Origin of the sequence: Leifsonia sp. NPDC058194 (assembly GCF_042883605.1) — a bacterium.
Lineage (GTDB): Bacteria > Actinomycetota > Actinomycetes > Actinomycetales > Microbacteriaceae > Leifsonia.
This window is the reverse complement of sequence record NZ_JBHVVL010000003.1, coordinates 316,867-331,823: the sequence shown is the minus strand read 5'-3', so window position 1 is coordinate 331,823 and position 14,957 is coordinate 316,867. Positions and strand designations below refer to the sequence as shown.

The window sequence follows — 14,957 nt, the reverse complement described above, 5'->3', positions numbered from 1 at the left end:
GCTGATAATCTGGGCAGATGTCCGAATCCGCCACCCTCGAAACGCAGGCCATCGACCCGTCCTTCGACGACATCTGGGATGAACTCGTCTGGCGCGGTCTCGTCCACGTCTCCACCGACGAGGCCGCCCTCAAAGAACTCCTGGCGGGCGGACCGGTCACGTATTACTGCGGCTTCGACCCGACGGCGGCGAGCCTCCACCTCGGCCACCTCGTGCAGCTGCTCACCATGCGCCGCCTGCAGCTCGCCGGGCACAAGCCCCTCGGTCTCGTCGGCGGCTCCACCGGCCTGATCGGGGATCCCCGCCCGACCGCCGAGCGCACGCTCAACACGCGCGAGACGGTCGCCGAGTGGGTGAGCTCGCTGCAGGGCCAGGTGTCGAAGTACCTGAGCTTCGAGGGCGAGAACGCCGCCCGGCTCGTCAACAACCTCGACTGGACGGCGCCGCTGTCCGCCATCGACTTCCTGCGCGAGATCGGCAAGCACTTCCGCGTCGGCACCATGCTCAAGAAGGACGCCGTCTCCGCGCGCCTGAACTCCGACGAGGGCATCTCGTACACCGAGTTCAGCTACCAGATCCTCCAGGGCCTCGACTTCCTCGAGCTGCACCGGCAGTACGGCTGCGTGCTGCAGACCGGTGGCAGCGACCAGTGGGGCAACCTGACGAGCGGCACGGAGCTCATCCGCAAGGTCGAGGGCGTGCACGTGCACGCCATCGGCACGCCGCTCATCACGAACAGCGACGGCACCAAGTTCGGCAAGAGCGAAGGCAACGCGATCTGGATCGACGCGGAGCTGACCAGCCCGTACGCGTTCTACCAGTTCTGGGTCAACACCGACGACGCCGACGTGATCGGCCGGCTCAAGGTGTTCACCTTCCTCACCCGCGACGAGATCGCCGACTACGAGCGCGCGGTCGCCGACGAGCCGTTCCGCCGTGCGGCGCAGCTGCGGCTCGCCCGCGACGTGACCACCCTCGTCCACGGCGTCGAGCAGACCGAGGCGGCCATCGCGGCGGCCGAGGCCCTGTTCGGCCAGGGCGACCTCGCCGCTCTCGACCGCGGAACCCTGGAGTCGGCGCTGCGGGAGCTGCCGAACACGACGACGGCGCCGAGTGCGACGATCGCCCAGGTGCTCGTCGACACGGGGCTCACCAAGAGCCTCGGCGAGGCGCGTCGCGCCGTCGCACAGGGCGGGGTCTACACGAACAACGCGAAGGCGGAGGACGCCGAGGCGGCCATCGGCGACGCGGTGCTCCCGGGCGGGATGGTCGTGCTGCGGCGCGGCAAGAAGACGCTCGCGGGCGTGTTCGTCGAATAGGCGCGAGTAGTCTGAACGCATGCCCGATCAGGACCGTGACGACAGCGATGCGCTGGTGGCCCGCCTCGAGGTGATCGAGGAGCAGCCGCTCGCCGCACGCGCCGACGCGTACGCCCAGGTGCACGCCGAGCTCTCCCAGCGGCTCGAAGGAGCCGACGCGCCACGGCATGACTGAGCGGCTCGACGTGGCCCTCGCCGCGCGGGGGCTGGCCCGTTCGCGCACGCACGCGGCGACGCTGATCGCGCAGGGTCTGGTGACGGTGGACGGCGCACCCGCCGTGCGCGCCTCGACCAAGGTCGGCGAGACCCAGACCGTCGAGGTCGCGGGCGCGGACCACTACGTGAGCCGCGGAGCCCACAAGCTGATCGCGGCGCTCGACGCCTTCGAGGTCCCGGTGCCGGGGCGTCTCGCGCTCGACGCGGGCGCCTCCACCGGGGGCTTCAGCCAGGTGCTCCTCGAACGCGGCGCGACGCGGGTGATCGCGGTCGACGTCGGCCACGGGCAGCTCGCGCCCGAGCTCGCGCTCGACGAGCGGCTGTCGTCGTTCGAGGGCGTCAACGTGCGCTCCTTGAGCGCGGAGCAGCTGGAGGGGCTGACCGGATCGCCGGCGCGGCCCGACCTCGTCGTCGCCGACCTGTCGTTCATCTCGCTCGGCCAGGTGCTCCCCGCCCTGCGCGGCACGGCGGAGCCGGGGGCGGACTTCGTCCTGCTGGTCAAGCCGCAGTTCGAGGTCGGGCGCACCGGCGTCCGCGAAGGCATCGTCCACGACCCGGTCCTGCGGGCGGACGCCCTCACCGGGGTGCTCTGGGCGGGGTTCGATCTGGGACTCGGCACGGCGGGCGTGATCGCGTCGCCGATCGCGGGATCGCACGGGAACCGCGAGTTCCTCATCCACCTGACGGAGCGCGGGGCCAACCCGACGCAGTGGCTCGACCGGGCGCAGGAGCTCGCCGGCTGACCGCGGGAGGCACGGGCCGCAGCGCACGCGGAACATCCCGTGAATTCTCCACAGGTGCGAAGGAACGGCCCAGACCGGGCCGATTCTCCGACAGAATGGAAATGACGAAGGCGACCGGAGGGAGAGTGTCGGGTATGGGAGCAGCGACGCGATACATCCTCGTCGTCGCGCACACCGGTCGTCAGGACTCCCTCGCCGCAGGCGTGCGCGTGTGCACCCAGCTGCTCGAGGCGGGCGTCGTCCCGGTGCTCAGCGCGGACGAGCGACGCGACCTCCTCGCGGCGGAACCGGGGCTCGACCGGATCGCACTCCTGGGCGAGGAGGTGCCGGCGAGCGAGCTGGAGCTGGTGATCGTGCTCGGTGGCGACGGCACCATCCTCCGCGCGGCCGAACTGGTCCGCGGCTGCAGCGCCCCCCTGCTCGGTGTGAACCTCGGCCACGTCGGCTTCCTGGCGGAGAGCGAGCGCGACGACCTCGAGATCGCGGTCGCCCGCGGTCTCGCCAAGGACTACGAGGTGGAGGAGCGCATGACGCTCTCCGCGCGCGTGAAGGTCGGCGAGATGGTCGTCTACGAGAGCTGGGCCCTCAACGAGGCGACGGTCGAGAAGGCCAGCCGCGAGCGCATGCTCGAAGTCGTCATCGAGGTCGACGGCCGCCCCATGTCGAGCTTCGGGTGCGACGGCGTCGTGATGTCGACTCCGACCGGCTCGACCGCCTACTCGTTCTCCGCGGGGGGACCGGTCGTCTGGCCGGGCGTCGCCGCGCTGCTGCTGGTGCCGCTCAGCGCCCACGCCCTGTTCTCGCGACCGCTCGTCGTCGACGCGGAGTCGTCACTCGCGGTCGAGCTCCTGGACCGCACCGGCGGCGCGGGCATCCTCTGGTGCGACGGCCGCCGCGCCTTCGATCTGCCGAGCGGTGCCCGTGTGGTCGTCCGCCGGTCGCCCATCCCGGTGCGACTGGCACGCCTGCACCCGGGGCCGTTCACCGACCGGCTGGTGCACAAGTTCGATCTTCCCGTCACGGGATGGAGGGGGCCCGCCGGCCGTGACTGACACGCGTGGAGCGATCGAGGAGATCTCGATCAAGGACCTGGGCGTGATCGCCGACGCCTCCCTGCCGCTGGGCTCGGGATTCACGGCCATCACCGGCGAGACCGGCGCGGGCAAAACCATGGTGGTGTCCGCGCTCGGACTGCTGCTCGGCTCGCGGGCCGACACCGGCGCCGTGCGCCTCGGCAGCGGCCAGGCGTGGGTGGAGGGCCGCTGGCGCGTTGCCGACGCGGGCGACGTCGTCGAGCGGGTCCGCGACGCGGGCGGCGACGTCGACGAGCTGGGCGGGGGAGCGGCCGAGCTGGTGCTGAGCCGGTCGGTCTCCGCTGAAGGTCGCTCGCGGGCCGTCGTGGGCGGCCGCAGCGCCCCGGTGAGCGTTCTGACGGAGCTCGGCGAGCAACTTGTCGTCGTGCACGGGCAGTCCGATCAGATCCGTTTGCGGTCGGCCGTCGCGCAGCGCGAGGCGCTCGACCGGTTCGCCGGTCCCGCCTTCGGCGCCGCGGTCGAGGCGTATGCGCAGGTCTTCCACCGCTGGCGCGACAACCGGTCCGAGCTCGACGAGCTCGTCGCCGACCGCGACCGGCGGTCGAGGGAGGCGGACGACCTCCGGCTCGCGATGTCCGAGATCGAGACGGCCGCGCCGCAGCCGAGCGAGGACGACGAGCTCGCGGAGCGCGCCGAGCGCCTCACCAATCTCGAAGAGCTGCGGCTCGCCGCGGCAGGCGCCCGCGAGCTGCTCTCCGCCGAGGAGTCCGAGGGCGCCGACGCGCTCGGACTGCTCGACAACGCTCGCCGGCAGCTGGAGCGCATGGCGCCCCACGACACGGCCCTCGGGCCGCTCGCCGAGGCCGTGGCCAACGCCAACTACCTCGTCTCCGACGTCGCCGCCCAGCTGTCGAGCTACCTCGACGGGCTCGACACCGACGGCGCTCACGAGCTCGAGATCGTCCAGGAACGGCGGTCGGAGCTCGCCGTCCTGGTCCGCAAGTACGGCCCCGCGCTCGACGACGTGATCCGCACCCTCGAGACCGGCAGCCTGCGACTGCTGGAGCTCGACGGCGACGCCGACCGCATCGACGAGCTGACCCGCGAGGTGGAGGCCGACCAGGCCCTCGCCGCCGAGCTCGCCGCCGACCTGAGCGCCCGCCGCCGAGAGGCCGCCGAACGGCTCTCCGCGGCGGTCTCGGACGAGCTCTCCGCCCTCGCGATGCCGGACGCGCGCGTGGTCATCGACGTCACCGAGCGCGACGAGTACTCGGCCACCGGCCGCGACCAGGTCTCGATCCTCCTGCAGCCGCATCCCGGCGCGGAGCCGCGCCCGCTCGGCAAGGGCGCATCGGGCGGCGAGCTCTCGCGCGTGATGCTCGCGATCGAGGTCGTCATCGCCGGCGCCGACCCGGTGCCGACGTTCATCTTCGACGAGATCGACGCGGGCGTCGGCGGGGCGTCTGCGACCGAGATCGGCCGCCGGCTCGCCCGGCTCGCCGAGAGCGCGCAGGTCATCGTCGTCACCCACCTCGCCCAGGTGGCCGCCTTCGCGACGAACCATCTCACCGTGGTGAAGGGCAACGACGGCTCGGTCACCGCCTCCAGCGTCCGCCGCCTCGACGGCGACGAGCGCATCGCCGAGATGGCGCGGTTGCTCTCCGGCCTGCCCGACTCCGAGAGCGGCCTGGCGCACGCCCGCGAGCTCGTCGAGATGGCCGCCGCCGCACGCTGACTGTCCGTGGTGCACGCCGCGCTTCGTGCGGCGGGCACCGAGCCGATGGTGATAAGCTGCAAGCCCGTGGTGGATAAATCTGAAGCGGGCATCTCGAACGGCATTACCAAGCACATCTTTGTGACCGGTGGTGTCGTTTCTTCGTTGGGCAAGGGCCTCACAGCGGCCTCCCTGGGCAACCTTCTGACCGCACGCGGACTCCGCGTCGTGATGCAGAAGCTCGACCCCTATCTGAACGTGGATCCGGGCACGATGAACCCGTTCCAGCACGGCGAGGTCTTCGTGACCGACGACGGCGCCGAGACGGACCTCGACATCGGCCACTACGAGCGGTTCCTCGACATCAATCTCGGCCAGTCGGCCAACGTGACCACCGGCCAGATCTACTCGAACGTGATCGCCAAGGAGCGCCGCGGCGAGTACCTCGGCGACACCGTCCAGGTCATCCCGCACATCACCGACGAGATCAAGCGCCGCATGCGCCTCCAGGCCCAGCCCGGGCCGGACGGCGAAGCCGCTCCCGACGTCATCATCACCGAGATCGGCGGCACCGTCGGCGACATCGAGTCGCAGCCGTTCATCGAGTCGGCCCGCCAGGTGCGTCACGAGCTCGGCCGCAAGAACTGCTTCTTCGTGCACGTCTCGCTCGTGCCGTTCATGAACGCGTCCGGCGAGCAGAAGACCAAGCCGACGCAGCACTCCGTCGCCGCGCTCCGCTCGATCGGCATCCAGCCCGACGCCCTCGTGCTCCGCAGCGACCGCCCGGTCTCCGAGAGCAACAAACGCAAGATCGCGCTCATGTGCGACGTGGACGAGGCGGCCGTGGTCAACGCGGTCGACGTGCCGAGCATCTACGACATCCCGACCATGCTGCACGACCAGGGGCTCGACGCCTACATCATCGACCAGCTCGGCCTCGACAAGGCGGCCGACGTCGACTGGAACGGCTGGGCGCGCCTGCTGGAGGCCGTGCACGACCCGAAGCACGAGGTCGTCATCGGGCTGGTCGGCAAGTACATCGACCTGCCCGACGCGTACCTCTCGGTCACCGAGGCGCTGCGGGCCGGCGGCTTCGCGCACCAGACCAAGGTGAAGCTCAAGTGGATCCCGTCCGACGAGTGCCAGACGCCCGAGGGGGCGGCCGCGCAGCTGAGCGACGTGGACGGCATCTGCGTGCCCGGCGGCTTCGGCGTGCGCGGCATCGAGGGCAAGGTCGGAGCCCTGCGCTTCGCCCGCGAGAACGGCATCCCCGCGCTCGGCCTGTGCCTCGGCCTGCAGTGCATGGTCATCGAGTACGCCCGCCACGAGGCCGGTCTGACCGGAGCCTCGTCGTCGGAGTTCGATCCCGAGACCGAGTTCCCCGTCATCGCGACGATGGCGGAGCAGGTCGAGATCATCGCCGGCGGCGACCTGGGCGGCACCATGCGCCTCGGCCTCTACCCGGCCGTGCTCGCCGAGGGCTCCCTCGCCGCCGACCTGTACGGGGCGGACGAGGCGAGCGAGCGCCACCGCCACCGCTACGAGGTCAACAACAACTACCGCGAGCAGATCGCCGATGCCGGCCTGTGGTTCTCGGGCACCTCGCCCGACGGCCACCTGGTCGAGTACGTCGAGCTGCCGCGCGACGTGCACCCGTTCTACATCGGCACCCAGGCCCACCCGGAGCTGCGGTCGCGCCCGAACAACGCGCACCCGCTGTTCGCCGGACTCGTCGGCGCGGCGCTCGAGCGCCAGAAGGCGAGCCTGCTCTTCGAAGTCGCCGCGGAGGGCTGATGAGCGACCGCCTGCTGTCGGACGAGCCGTTCCGCCCCGAGATCGTCTCGTCCGAGATGGTGTTCGACGGCAAGATCTGGGACGTGCGACGTGACGTGTTCCGCTACAACGGCGCCGAGATCACGCGCGAATACGTCGATCACACCGGCGCCGTGGCGGTGCTCGCACTGGACGAGCAGGGGCGGGTGCTCCTGATCAAGCAGTACCGGCATCCGGTGCGGCACCGCGACTGGGAGATCCCGGCCGGTCTGCTCGACATCCGCGGCGAGGACCCGCTGACCGCGGTGCAGCGCGAGCTGGCCGAGGAGGCCGACCTCGTCGCGGACGAGTGGAACGTGCTGGCCGACATCTTCACGAGCCCCGGCGGCAACGACGAGGCGATCCGCATCTACCTCGCACGTGGCGCGCGCCCGGCCCCACAGGTCTTCGCCCGCGAGGAGGAGGAGGCCGACATCGAGACGGTGTGGCTCCCACTCGACGACGCCGTGGACGCCGTGCTCGCCCGGACGGTGCACAACGCACCGCTCATCATCGCGCTGCTGGCCGCCCGGACGGCCCGCGAGAAGGGCTGGGCCACGCTCGGTGCGGCCGACGAGCCGTGGCCGACCCACCCGAAGCTCGGCAAGGGATGACCGCAGCGGCGGAGGTGGACGCCTTCCTGAGGCACGTGACGATCGAGCGCGGCCTCTCGGCGAACACCGTCGCCGCCTACCGGCGCGATCTCGCCGTCTACACGGCGTGGCTCCAGGAGCGGGGGGTCGCCGAGCTCCGGGAGGTGACCTCGCCGATGGTCTCGGAGTTCGTGGCCCACCTCGGGACGCGGGAGGAGCGACCGCTCACGGCATCCTCCCTCGCCCGGGTGCTCTCGACGGTCCGGAGCTTCCACCGTTTCCTGCTCGAGGAGGGACGGGTCGAGCGGGACGTCGCCCACGAGGTGCGTCCGCCGAAGCTCCCGAGCCGCCTCCCGAAGGCGATCACGATCGACCAGGTGGGTGCGCTGCTGGCCGCGACCGACGGCGAGGAGGTCGCGAACCTGCGCGACAAAGCGCTGCTCGAGCTCATGTACGCGACGGGCGCCCGCGTCAGCGAGGCCGTCGGCCTGAACGTCGACGACGTGATCGACGCCGACATCGTGCGGCTCACCGGCAAGGGCAGCAAGCAGCGCATCGTCCCGCTCGGCAGTTTCGCGCGCACCGCCGTCGACGCCTATCTCGTGCGGGCGCGACCGCTGCTCTCGAGCAAGGGGCGTGCGACGCCCGCGCTCTTCCTCGGGATGCGAGGCGCGCGGCTCTCCCGTCAGAACGCGTGGCTCATCATCCGGGCCGCGGCCGAACGGGCCCACCTGCCCGTCGAGATCTCGCCGCACACCCTGCGCCACTCCTTCGCCACGCACCTCCTGGCCGGAGGGGCGGACGTGCGCGTGGTGCAGGAGCTGCTCGGCCACTCGTCCGTCGCGACGACGCAGATCTACACCCTGGTCACGGCCGACACCCTGCGCGACGTGTACACGTCGGCGCACCCGCGGGCGCGCTAGAGCCAGCCCGGCAGCGCGCCCCGCGAACCGCCGCCCGGACGCCCGGCGGCGGCGGTTCGCCGCGGATAGACTGTCCCCTTGAACAGACCGCCTACGAGAGGGACGAGGAACACCCCGGTGACGCGCAACGACGAGGTCAGGACCGAGCTTCCCGGCATGGACGAGGCTTCCCTCACCACGAAGCTCGGACCCACCGGGCGACCCCTGCGCGCGTTCCCCGCACCCTCCCCGCTCGCCCAGCACGGCCCGGCCCGGATCGTGGCCCTCTGCAACCAGAAGGGCGGGGTCGGCAAGACCACGACCTCCATCAACCTCGGCGCCACCCTCGCGGACTACGGACGCCGGGTGCTGGCCGTCGACTTCGACCCGCAGGGGGCGCTCTCGGCCGGTCTCGGCGCGCAGACGCACGACGTGCCGACGATCTACGACCTGCTGCTGAACCGCAACGCGGACGTGCAGGGCGCCATCCAGACCACCAGCGTCCCCGGGCTCGACATCATCCCGGCGAACATCGACCTGTCGGCCGCCGAGGTCCACCTCGTCAACGAGGTCGCCCGCGAGCAAATCCTCGCCTCGGTGCTGCGCAAGGTGAGCGCCGACTACGACGTCATCCTGATCGACTGCCAGCCGTCGCTGGGCATCCTGACCGTCAACGCCCTGACCGCGAGCCACGGAGTGCTCATCCCGCTGGAGTGCGAGTACTTCGCGCTGCGCGGCGTCGCGCTGCTGATCGAGACGATCGACAAGGTGCGCGAGCGGCTCAACCCGGCGATCGAGCTCGACGGCATCCTGGCGACCATGTACGACTCGCGGACCCTGCACTCGCGCGAGGTGCTAGAGCGCGTCGTGGACGCGTTCGGCGACCGGGTGCTCGAGACGGTGATCTCGCGCACGGTGAAGTTCCCGGATGCATCGGTCGCGGCCGCGCCGATCACCCAGTTCGCGCCCGAGCACGCCGCCGCTGAGGCCTACCGTCAGCTCGCGCGGGAACTGATCTTCCGTGGCGCCGTCGCCTGACGACGCGCCGCAGGGCACCCTGGCGACCCCGCCCGCCGCGGGCCCGGAGGGAGCCGGCTTCCGCGTCGCGGTCGGGGAGTTCGAGGGGCCGTTCGACCTCCTGCTCTCCCTGATCACCAAGCACGAGCTCGACATCACCGAGATCTCGCTGAGCCGGGTGACCGACGAGTTCATCGCCTACCTGCGCGCCCTCGACACCGAGGACAGCCTGGACGAGGCGAGCGAGTTCCTGCTCGTCGCCGCCACCCTGCTCGACCTGAAGGTCGCCGGCCTGCTGCCCCAGGGCGAGCTCGTCGACGCGGAGGACGTGGCGCTGCTGGAGGCGCGCGACCTGCTCTTCGCCCGGCTGCTGCAGTACCGCGCGTTCAAAGAGGCGTCGGCGTGGTTCGCGGGGACGCTGGAGGCCGAGAGCAGCAGGCACACCCGCACGGTGCGGCTGGAGGACAAGTTCCGGCAGCGCGACCCCGAGCTGGTATGGACCCTCGGGCTCGACGACTTCGCGGCGCTCGCCACCCTGGCGATGACACCGCGCGAGATCCCCGTCGTGGGGCTCGACCACCTCCACGCGCCACTCGTCAGCATCCGGGAGCAGGCGGCCGTCGTCGTCAGCCTGCTGCGCGGAGGCGACCAGCTGACCTTCCGTCAGCTCGTGGCCGGAGCGGAGCAGAAGGGCGTCGTGATCGCCCGGTTCCTCGCCGTGCTCGAGCTGTACCGGCACGCGGCCATCGCCTTCGAACAGCTGGAGCCGTTGGGCGAGCTGACACTGCGCTGGACGGCGGAGCACTGGTCGCAGGAGAACCTGTCCACCCTGGGAGCGGATTATGACGGTTGAGAACCTGTCGGAGGTCACCGAGACGGAGGCCACCGACACCACCGAGGTCCCGGCGCCGGTCGGCGACGCCGACATCGAGCGCGCCCTCGAGGCGATCCTCATGGTCGCCGACGAGCCGATGAGCATCGTGACCCTGGCGACCGCCGTCGGAGCGCCCGTGAAGCGGGTCCGCCAGGCGATCGACGTGCTGGTCGAGGACTTCGACGGCGAGGCCCCGGGCGGGAGCGTGCGTCGCGGCTTCGAGCTGCGCGAGGTCGGCGGAGGCTGGCGCGTCTACGTCCGCGCCGAGTACGACCAGGTGGTCGCCGGCTACGTGCTGCAGCAGAACCCCACCAAGCTGTCGCAGGCCGCGCTCGAGACCCTCGCCGTGATCGCCTACAAGCAGCCGATCAGCCGCGGCGCCATCGCCTCCATCCGCGCGGTCAACGTCGACTCCGTCGTGCGCACGCTGCTGGGCCGCGGGCTCATCACCGAACTCTTCACCGACAGCGAGACGGGGGCCATCAACTACGGCACCACCGATCTGCTGCTCACCCAACTCGGCATCAACTCCGTGGACGAGCTGCCCAAGATCTCCCCGCTGCTGGCGGATGGAGCGGAAGGATTCGATGCCGATGTCCGATGAGGATGAGCGCGTGGACGCCCCGCAGGGCGAACGCCTCCAGAAGGTCATGGCCGCGGCGGGGGTCGCCTCCCGCCGCGTCTCCGAGCAGCTGATCGTCGAGGGCCGCGTGGCCGTCAACGGCCAGGTGGTCACCGAGCTCGGGCGGCGCATCGACCCGGAGAACGACCGTGTCGCCGTCGACGGCACCGCGGTGCAGCTCGACACCAGCCGACGCTACGTCATGCTCAACAAGCCCGTGGGCGTCGTGAGCTCCATGCGCGACGAGCAGGGCCGGCCCGACCTCTCCCGCTTCACCGCGGACTTCGAGGAGCGCCTCTTCAACGTGGGGCGGCTGGATGCGGAGACCTCCGGGCTGCTGATCCTCACCAACGACGGCGAGCTCGCGCATGTGCTCGCGCACCCCAGCTTCGGCGTCACGAAGACCTACATCGCCCGCGTGCGCGGCCAGGTCACGCCGCAGACGATCGCGCGCCTGACCCGCGGGGTCGAGCTGGAGGACGGCCCGATCTCCGCCGACCGCGCCCGCCTGCTCCAGGGAGGCGGCGGGGCGAACGACAGCCTCGTGGAGCTCACCCTGCACTCCGGCCGCAACCGGATCGTGCGCCGCATGATGGCGGAGGTCGGGCATCCCGTGATCGAGCTCGTCCGCCGGCAGTTCGGGCCCCTGCACCTCGGCACCCTCAAGGTCGGTGCGATGCGCGACCTGACGAAGGAGGAGCTGGGCAAGCTGCTCACCATCTCCCGCGAGGGCGACGCTCCGAGCTGACCCGCCGTGCTGACTAAGGTGGATCCGTGAACGAAACCGCCTCCCGGCTCGCCGGTCCCGTCCGCGTCGTCGGTGCAGGGCTGCTCGGCGCCTCCGTCGGACTCGGGCTGCGCGCCCGGGGCGTCGACGTGCTGCTCGCCGACGCCTCGCCCGCCCACCTGCGGCTGGCCGCCGACTATGGAGCGGGACGCGCGGACGACGGGGGAGCGGAGCCCGCGCTGATCGTGGTCGCGGTGCCGCCGGACCTGGTCTCGCGCGTCGTCGCGGAGGAGCTCGCCGCGCATCCCGCGGCCGTCGTCACCGACGTCGCCAGCGTGAAGGTCGCCCCGCTCGCCGAGCTGCAGCAGGCAGGCGTCGACCTCTCCCGCTACGTCGGATCGCACCCGCTCGCCGGCCGCGAGCGCGGCGGCCCCAGTGCGGCCCGCGCCGACCTCTTCATCGGCCGCCCCTGGGTGGTCGCGGCCCGGCCCGAGAACCCGCGCGAGGCCGTCAGCCTGGTGGAGGCGCTCATCCTGGACCTCGGCGCGACGCCGGTCGAGATGGCCGCCGCCGACCACGACGCGGCGGTCGCCCTCGTCTCGCACGCCCCCCAGATCGTGTCGAGCCTGATGGCCAAGCGCCTCGCCGGCTCCACGGACGCCGCCCTCGGCCTCGCCGGCCAGGGCGTGCGCGACGTCACCCGCATCGCGGCGAGCGAGCCCGAGTTGTGGGTGCAGATCCTCGGGGCGAACGCGCCGGCGATCGTGGAGATCCTGCACGCCTACCGGGACGACCTCGACCGCGTGCTCTCCGCCCTGGGAGATGTGGATGCCGCCGGATCGCGCCGCGCGATCGCGGAGGAGATCGCCGGGGGCAACGTCGGCGTCGCGCGCCTGCCCGGCAAGCACGGCCAGGACAAGCGGTACAGCTCCGTGGTCGTGATGGTGGAGGACCGCCCGGGCGAGCTCGCGCGCCTCCTGAACGAATTGGGCGACCTCGACGTGAACCTGGAGGACCTGCGGCTGGAGCACTCGCCGGGAGCCGCGTTCGGCCTCGCCGAGATCGCGGTGCTGCCCGAGGTGCTGACCCGCACCGTGAACGACCTGACCGACCGCGGCTGGAGGATCGCCGGATGACAGAGCTCGCACAGACCCCGATCGTGGTGGCGGTCGACGGCCCCGCCGGCAGCGGCAAGTCGTCGGTCTCGAAGGCGACCGCCCGCCGGCTCGGCTGGGCCTACCTCGACACCGGCGCCGCCTACCGCGCCCTCAGCTGGTACGTGGTGCACCGCGACGTCGACCCGACCGATGCGGCCGCGGTGATCGACTCGCTGCCCGACTTCGACTACCGGATCGGCACGGACCCGGCCGGCGCCGACCCCGCGGACACCGGTGTCTTCGTGGGCGACCACGACGTGACCGAGGCCATCCGCGAGCCCGAGGTCACCGCCGTGGTGAGCGCCATCGCCCGGGTCCCGGAGGTGCGGGCGTTCCTCACCGCGCTCTTCCGCGACATCGTGCGGCGCACCGACAAGCCGGGCATCGTGGTCGAAGGCCGGGACATCACCACGGTCGTCTGCCCCGATGCGCCCGTGCGCATCCTGCTCACCGCCGACGAATCCGTTAGAATTGCCAGACGTTCTGCTGAGCTGATCGGCCATTCCGCCGCCCACGTCGGCGAGGCGCTGCTCCGGAGGGACGCGGCCGACTCGCGTGTGGTCGACTTCATGAACGCCGCGGACGGTGTGACCACCGTCGACTCCACCGACCTCGACTTCGACCAGACCGTGGATGCGGTCATCCAGGTCGTACAGAAAGAGACCCATGTCTGACATCGAAAACGAGCCCCTGGGCGCCGACGACCTCGTCGAGCGGCTGGCCGAGCTGGACGACGGTCTCGCCGTCCAGCGCGCCGCCGCCCTCCGCAGCGGCCTCGACGACTACGAGCTCGACGAGAGCGACCTCGACATCCTCGAGACCGTCAGCGAGGACCCGAACGCGATCACGTTCCTCCCCGCCCTGCCGGTGCTCGCCATCGTCGGCCGCCCCAACGTGGGCAAGTCCGCGCTGGTCAACCGCATCCTCGGCCGCCGTGAGGCCGTCGTGGAGGACACCCCGGGTGTCACGCGCGACCGCGTGTCGTACCAGGCGGAGTGGAACGGCCGCCGCTTCACGGTCGTCGACACCGGCGGCTGGGAGCCCGACGCCCGCGGCATCGACGCGTCCGTCGCCGCCCAGGCGGAGGTCGCGATCGACCTCGCCGACGCCGTGCTGTTCGTCGTCGACGCCGTCGTGGGAGCGACCGCGACCGACGAGCACGTCGTCCGCATGCTCCGCAAGAGCGACAAGCCGGTCTTCCTCGCCGCCAACAAGGTGGACGACGCCCGCCAGGAGCCGTACGCGACCGAGCTGTGGTCGCTGGGCCTCGGCGAGCCGCGCCCCGTCTCGGCCCTGCACGGCCGCGGCGTCGCCGACCTGCTCGACGACATCCTGAAGGCGCTGCCCGAGGTCTCGGCCGTCGCCAAGCAGGAGGTCGGCGGACCCCGCCGCGTCGCGATCGTCGGCCGGCCGAACGTCGGCAAGTCCTCCCTCCTGAACAAGGCCGCGGGGGAGGAGCGCGTGGTCGTCAACGAGCTCGCCGGCACCACCCGCGACCCGGTGGACGAGCAGGTCGAGCTGGGCGGCAAGGTGTGGCGCTTCGTCGACACCGCCGGCATCCGCCGCCGGGTGCACCTGCAGCAGGGCGCCGACTTCTACGCGTCGCTGCGCACCTCCACTGCGCTGGAGAAGGCGGAGGTCGCGGTCGTGGTGCTCGACGTGAGCCAGCCGATCAGCGAGCAGGACGTGCGCATCATCGACCTCGTGCTCGAGTCGGGCCGTGCGCTGGTGCTGGCCTTCAACAAGTGGGACCTGCTGGACGACGAGCGCCGCCGCTACCTGGAGCGCGAGATCGAGCAGGATCTCGCCCACGTCGCGTGGGCGCCGCGCGTCAACATCTCGGCCCGCACCGGCCGCCACCTCGAGAAGCTCGTCCCGGCGCTGGAGCTGGCGCTCGAGTCGTGGGACACCCGCATCCCGACCGGCAAGTTCAACGCCTTCCTGGCCGAGCTCACCGCCGCCCACCCGCACCCCGTGCGCGGTGGCAAGCAGCCGCGCATCCTGTTCGGCACGCAGGCGACGAGCCGCCCGCCGACATTCGTGGTCTTCACCACCGGGTTCCTGGACCCGGGCTACCGGCGCTACATCATCCGCCGGCTGCGCGAGGTCTACGGCTTCGAGGGCACGCCCATCGTGCTCAACATGCGCGTGCGCGAGAAGCGCCAGCGCTAGCGCGGCGCCTCTTCGCATCCCCCGTGGGCCGCTGGGCCAGGCGGCGTCAAGCGGA

At 71.5% G+C, this 14,957-nt stretch carries 15 protein-coding genes; all 15 read left to right on the top strand.

Annotated features, from left to right (window positions below; translation table 11 throughout):
- Positions 1 to 17: 17 nt before the first annotated feature.
- Entirely contained in the window at positions 18 to 1,319 is a 1,302-nt protein-coding gene (tyrS, locus tag ACFVU2_RS13775; RefSeq protein ID WP_387875223.1) for a tyrosine--tRNA ligase, read from the top strand.
- 19 nt (positions 1,320 to 1,338) lie between these two features.
- Positions 1,339 to 1,494, top strand: coding sequence for a hypothetical protein (locus ACFVU2_RS13770; RefSeq protein ID WP_387875221.1), 156 nt, complete (start codon positions 1,339 to 1,341; stop codon positions 1,492 to 1,494).
- Entirely contained in the window at positions 1,487 to 2,278 is a 792-nt protein-coding gene (locus tag ACFVU2_RS13765; RefSeq protein ID WP_387875218.1) for a TlyA family RNA methyltransferase, read from the top strand. Before ACFVU2_RS13770 ends, ACFVU2_RS13765 begins: the two co-directional genes overlap by 8 nt.
- A gap of 134 nt (positions 2,279 to 2,412) precedes the next feature.
- Positions 2,413 to 3,330 (top strand): NAD kinase, encoded by a 918-nt coding sequence (locus ACFVU2_RS13760; RefSeq protein ID WP_387875216.1) that lies wholly within the window; start codon positions 2,413 to 2,415, stop codon positions 3,328 to 3,330.
- The gene (gene recN, locus ACFVU2_RS13755; protein WP_387875214.1) at positions 3,323 to 5,047 is read left to right on the top strand and encodes a DNA repair protein RecN; all 1,725 of its coding nucleotides are present in this window, start codon (positions 3,323 to 3,325) and stop codon (positions 5,045 to 5,047) included. Before ACFVU2_RS13760 ends, recN begins: the two co-directional genes overlap by 8 nt.
- Before the next feature lie 45 nt (positions 5,048 to 5,092).
- Positions 5,093 to 6,820, top strand: coding sequence for a CTP synthase (locus ACFVU2_RS13750; RefSeq protein ID WP_387875771.1), 1,728 nt, complete (start codon positions 5,093 to 5,095; stop codon positions 6,818 to 6,820).
- Positions 6,820 to 7,452, top strand: a complete 633-nt coding sequence (locus tag ACFVU2_RS13745; RefSeq protein WP_387875212.1) for an NUDIX domain-containing protein — start codon at positions 6,820 to 6,822, stop codon at positions 7,450 to 7,452. Before ACFVU2_RS13750 ends, ACFVU2_RS13745 begins: the two co-directional genes overlap by 1 nt.
- Positions 7,449 to 8,354 carry a site-specific tyrosine recombinase XerD gene (gene xerD, locus ACFVU2_RS13740; protein WP_387875211.1) on the top strand — a complete coding sequence of 302 codons (906 nt, stop codon included), beginning with the start codon at positions 7,449 to 7,451 and terminating at the stop codon, positions 8,352 to 8,354. The genes ACFVU2_RS13745 and xerD overlap by 4 nt, the downstream gene beginning before the upstream one ends.
- Positions 8,355 to 8,471: 117 nt before the next feature.
- Positions 8,472 to 9,371, top strand: coding sequence for a ParA family protein (locus ACFVU2_RS13735; RefSeq protein ID WP_387875209.1), 900 nt, complete (start codon positions 8,472 to 8,474; stop codon positions 9,369 to 9,371).
- Positions 9,355 to 10,203, top strand: a complete 849-nt coding sequence (locus ACFVU2_RS13730) for a segregation and condensation protein A (protein ID WP_387875207.1) — start codon at positions 9,355 to 9,357, stop codon at positions 10,201 to 10,203. The genes ACFVU2_RS13735 and ACFVU2_RS13730 overlap by 17 nt, the downstream gene beginning before the upstream one ends.
- A complete protein-coding gene (scpB, locus tag ACFVU2_RS13725; RefSeq protein ID WP_387875204.1) occupies positions 10,193 to 10,828 on the top strand; it encodes an SMC-Scp complex subunit ScpB in 636 nt (211 codons plus the stop codon). Before ACFVU2_RS13730 ends, scpB begins: the two co-directional genes overlap by 11 nt.
- Complete coding sequence (locus ACFVU2_RS13720; protein WP_387875201.1) at positions 10,818 to 11,594, top strand: pseudouridine synthase; 777 nt, start codon at positions 10,818 to 10,820, stop codon at positions 11,592 to 11,594. The genes scpB and ACFVU2_RS13720 overlap by 11 nt, the downstream gene beginning before the upstream one ends.
- Positions 11,595 to 11,620: 26 nt before the next feature.
- On the top strand, positions 11,621 to 12,709 hold the full coding sequence (locus ACFVU2_RS13715) for a prephenate dehydrogenase (RefSeq protein WP_387875199.1): 1,089 nt from the start codon (positions 11,621 to 11,623) through the stop codon (positions 12,707 to 12,709).
- Positions 12,706 to 13,404 carry a (d)CMP kinase gene (gene cmk, locus ACFVU2_RS13710; protein ID WP_387875196.1) on the top strand — a complete coding sequence of 233 codons (699 nt, stop codon included), beginning with the start codon at positions 12,706 to 12,708 and terminating at the stop codon, positions 13,402 to 13,404. The genes ACFVU2_RS13715 and cmk overlap by 4 nt, the downstream gene beginning before the upstream one ends.
- Positions 13,397 to 14,902: a ribosome biogenesis GTPase Der gene (gene der / locus ACFVU2_RS13705; protein WP_387875194.1), complete on the top strand. Its 1,506-nt coding sequence runs from the start codon at positions 13,397 to 13,399 to the stop codon at positions 14,900 to 14,902. The genes cmk and der overlap by 8 nt, the downstream gene beginning before the upstream one ends.
- The last annotated feature ends 55 nt before the right edge of the window (positions 14,903 to 14,957 follow it).

Coding starts and splice junctions, on each gene's coding strand:
- der (WP_387875194.1), top strand. CDS start 13,397: ATGTCTGACATCGAAAACGAGCCCCTGGGCGCCGACGACCTCGTCGAG.
- scpB (WP_387875204.1), top strand. CDS start 10,193: ATGACGGTTGAGAACCTGTCGGAGGTCACCGAGACGGAGGCCACCGAC.
- ACFVU2_RS13750 (WP_387875771.1), top strand. CDS start 5,093: ATGGTGATAAGCTGCAAGCCCGTGGTGGATAAATCTGAAGCGGGCATC.
- ACFVU2_RS13760 (WP_387875216.1), top strand. CDS start 2,413: ATGGGAGCAGCGACGCGATACATCCTCGTCGTCGCGCACACCGGTCGT.
- tyrS (WP_387875223.1), top strand. CDS start 18: ATGTCCGAATCCGCCACCCTCGAAACGCAGGCCATCGACCCGTCCTTC.
- ACFVU2_RS13745 (WP_387875212.1), top strand. CDS start 6,820: ATGAGCGACCGCCTGCTGTCGGACGAGCCGTTCCGCCCCGAGATCGTC.
- ACFVU2_RS13765 (WP_387875218.1), top strand. CDS start 1,487: ATGACTGAGCGGCTCGACGTGGCCCTCGCCGCGCGGGGGCTGGCCCGT.
- ACFVU2_RS13720 (WP_387875201.1), top strand. CDS start 10,818: ATGTCCGATGAGGATGAGCGCGTGGACGCCCCGCAGGGCGAACGCCTC.
- ACFVU2_RS13770 (WP_387875221.1), top strand. CDS start 1,339: ATGCCCGATCAGGACCGTGACGACAGCGATGCGCTGGTGGCCCGCCTC.
- cmk (WP_387875196.1), top strand. CDS start 12,706: ATGACAGAGCTCGCACAGACCCCGATCGTGGTGGCGGTCGACGGCCCC.
- xerD (WP_387875211.1), top strand. CDS start 7,449: ATGACCGCAGCGGCGGAGGTGGACGCCTTCCTGAGGCACGTGACGATC.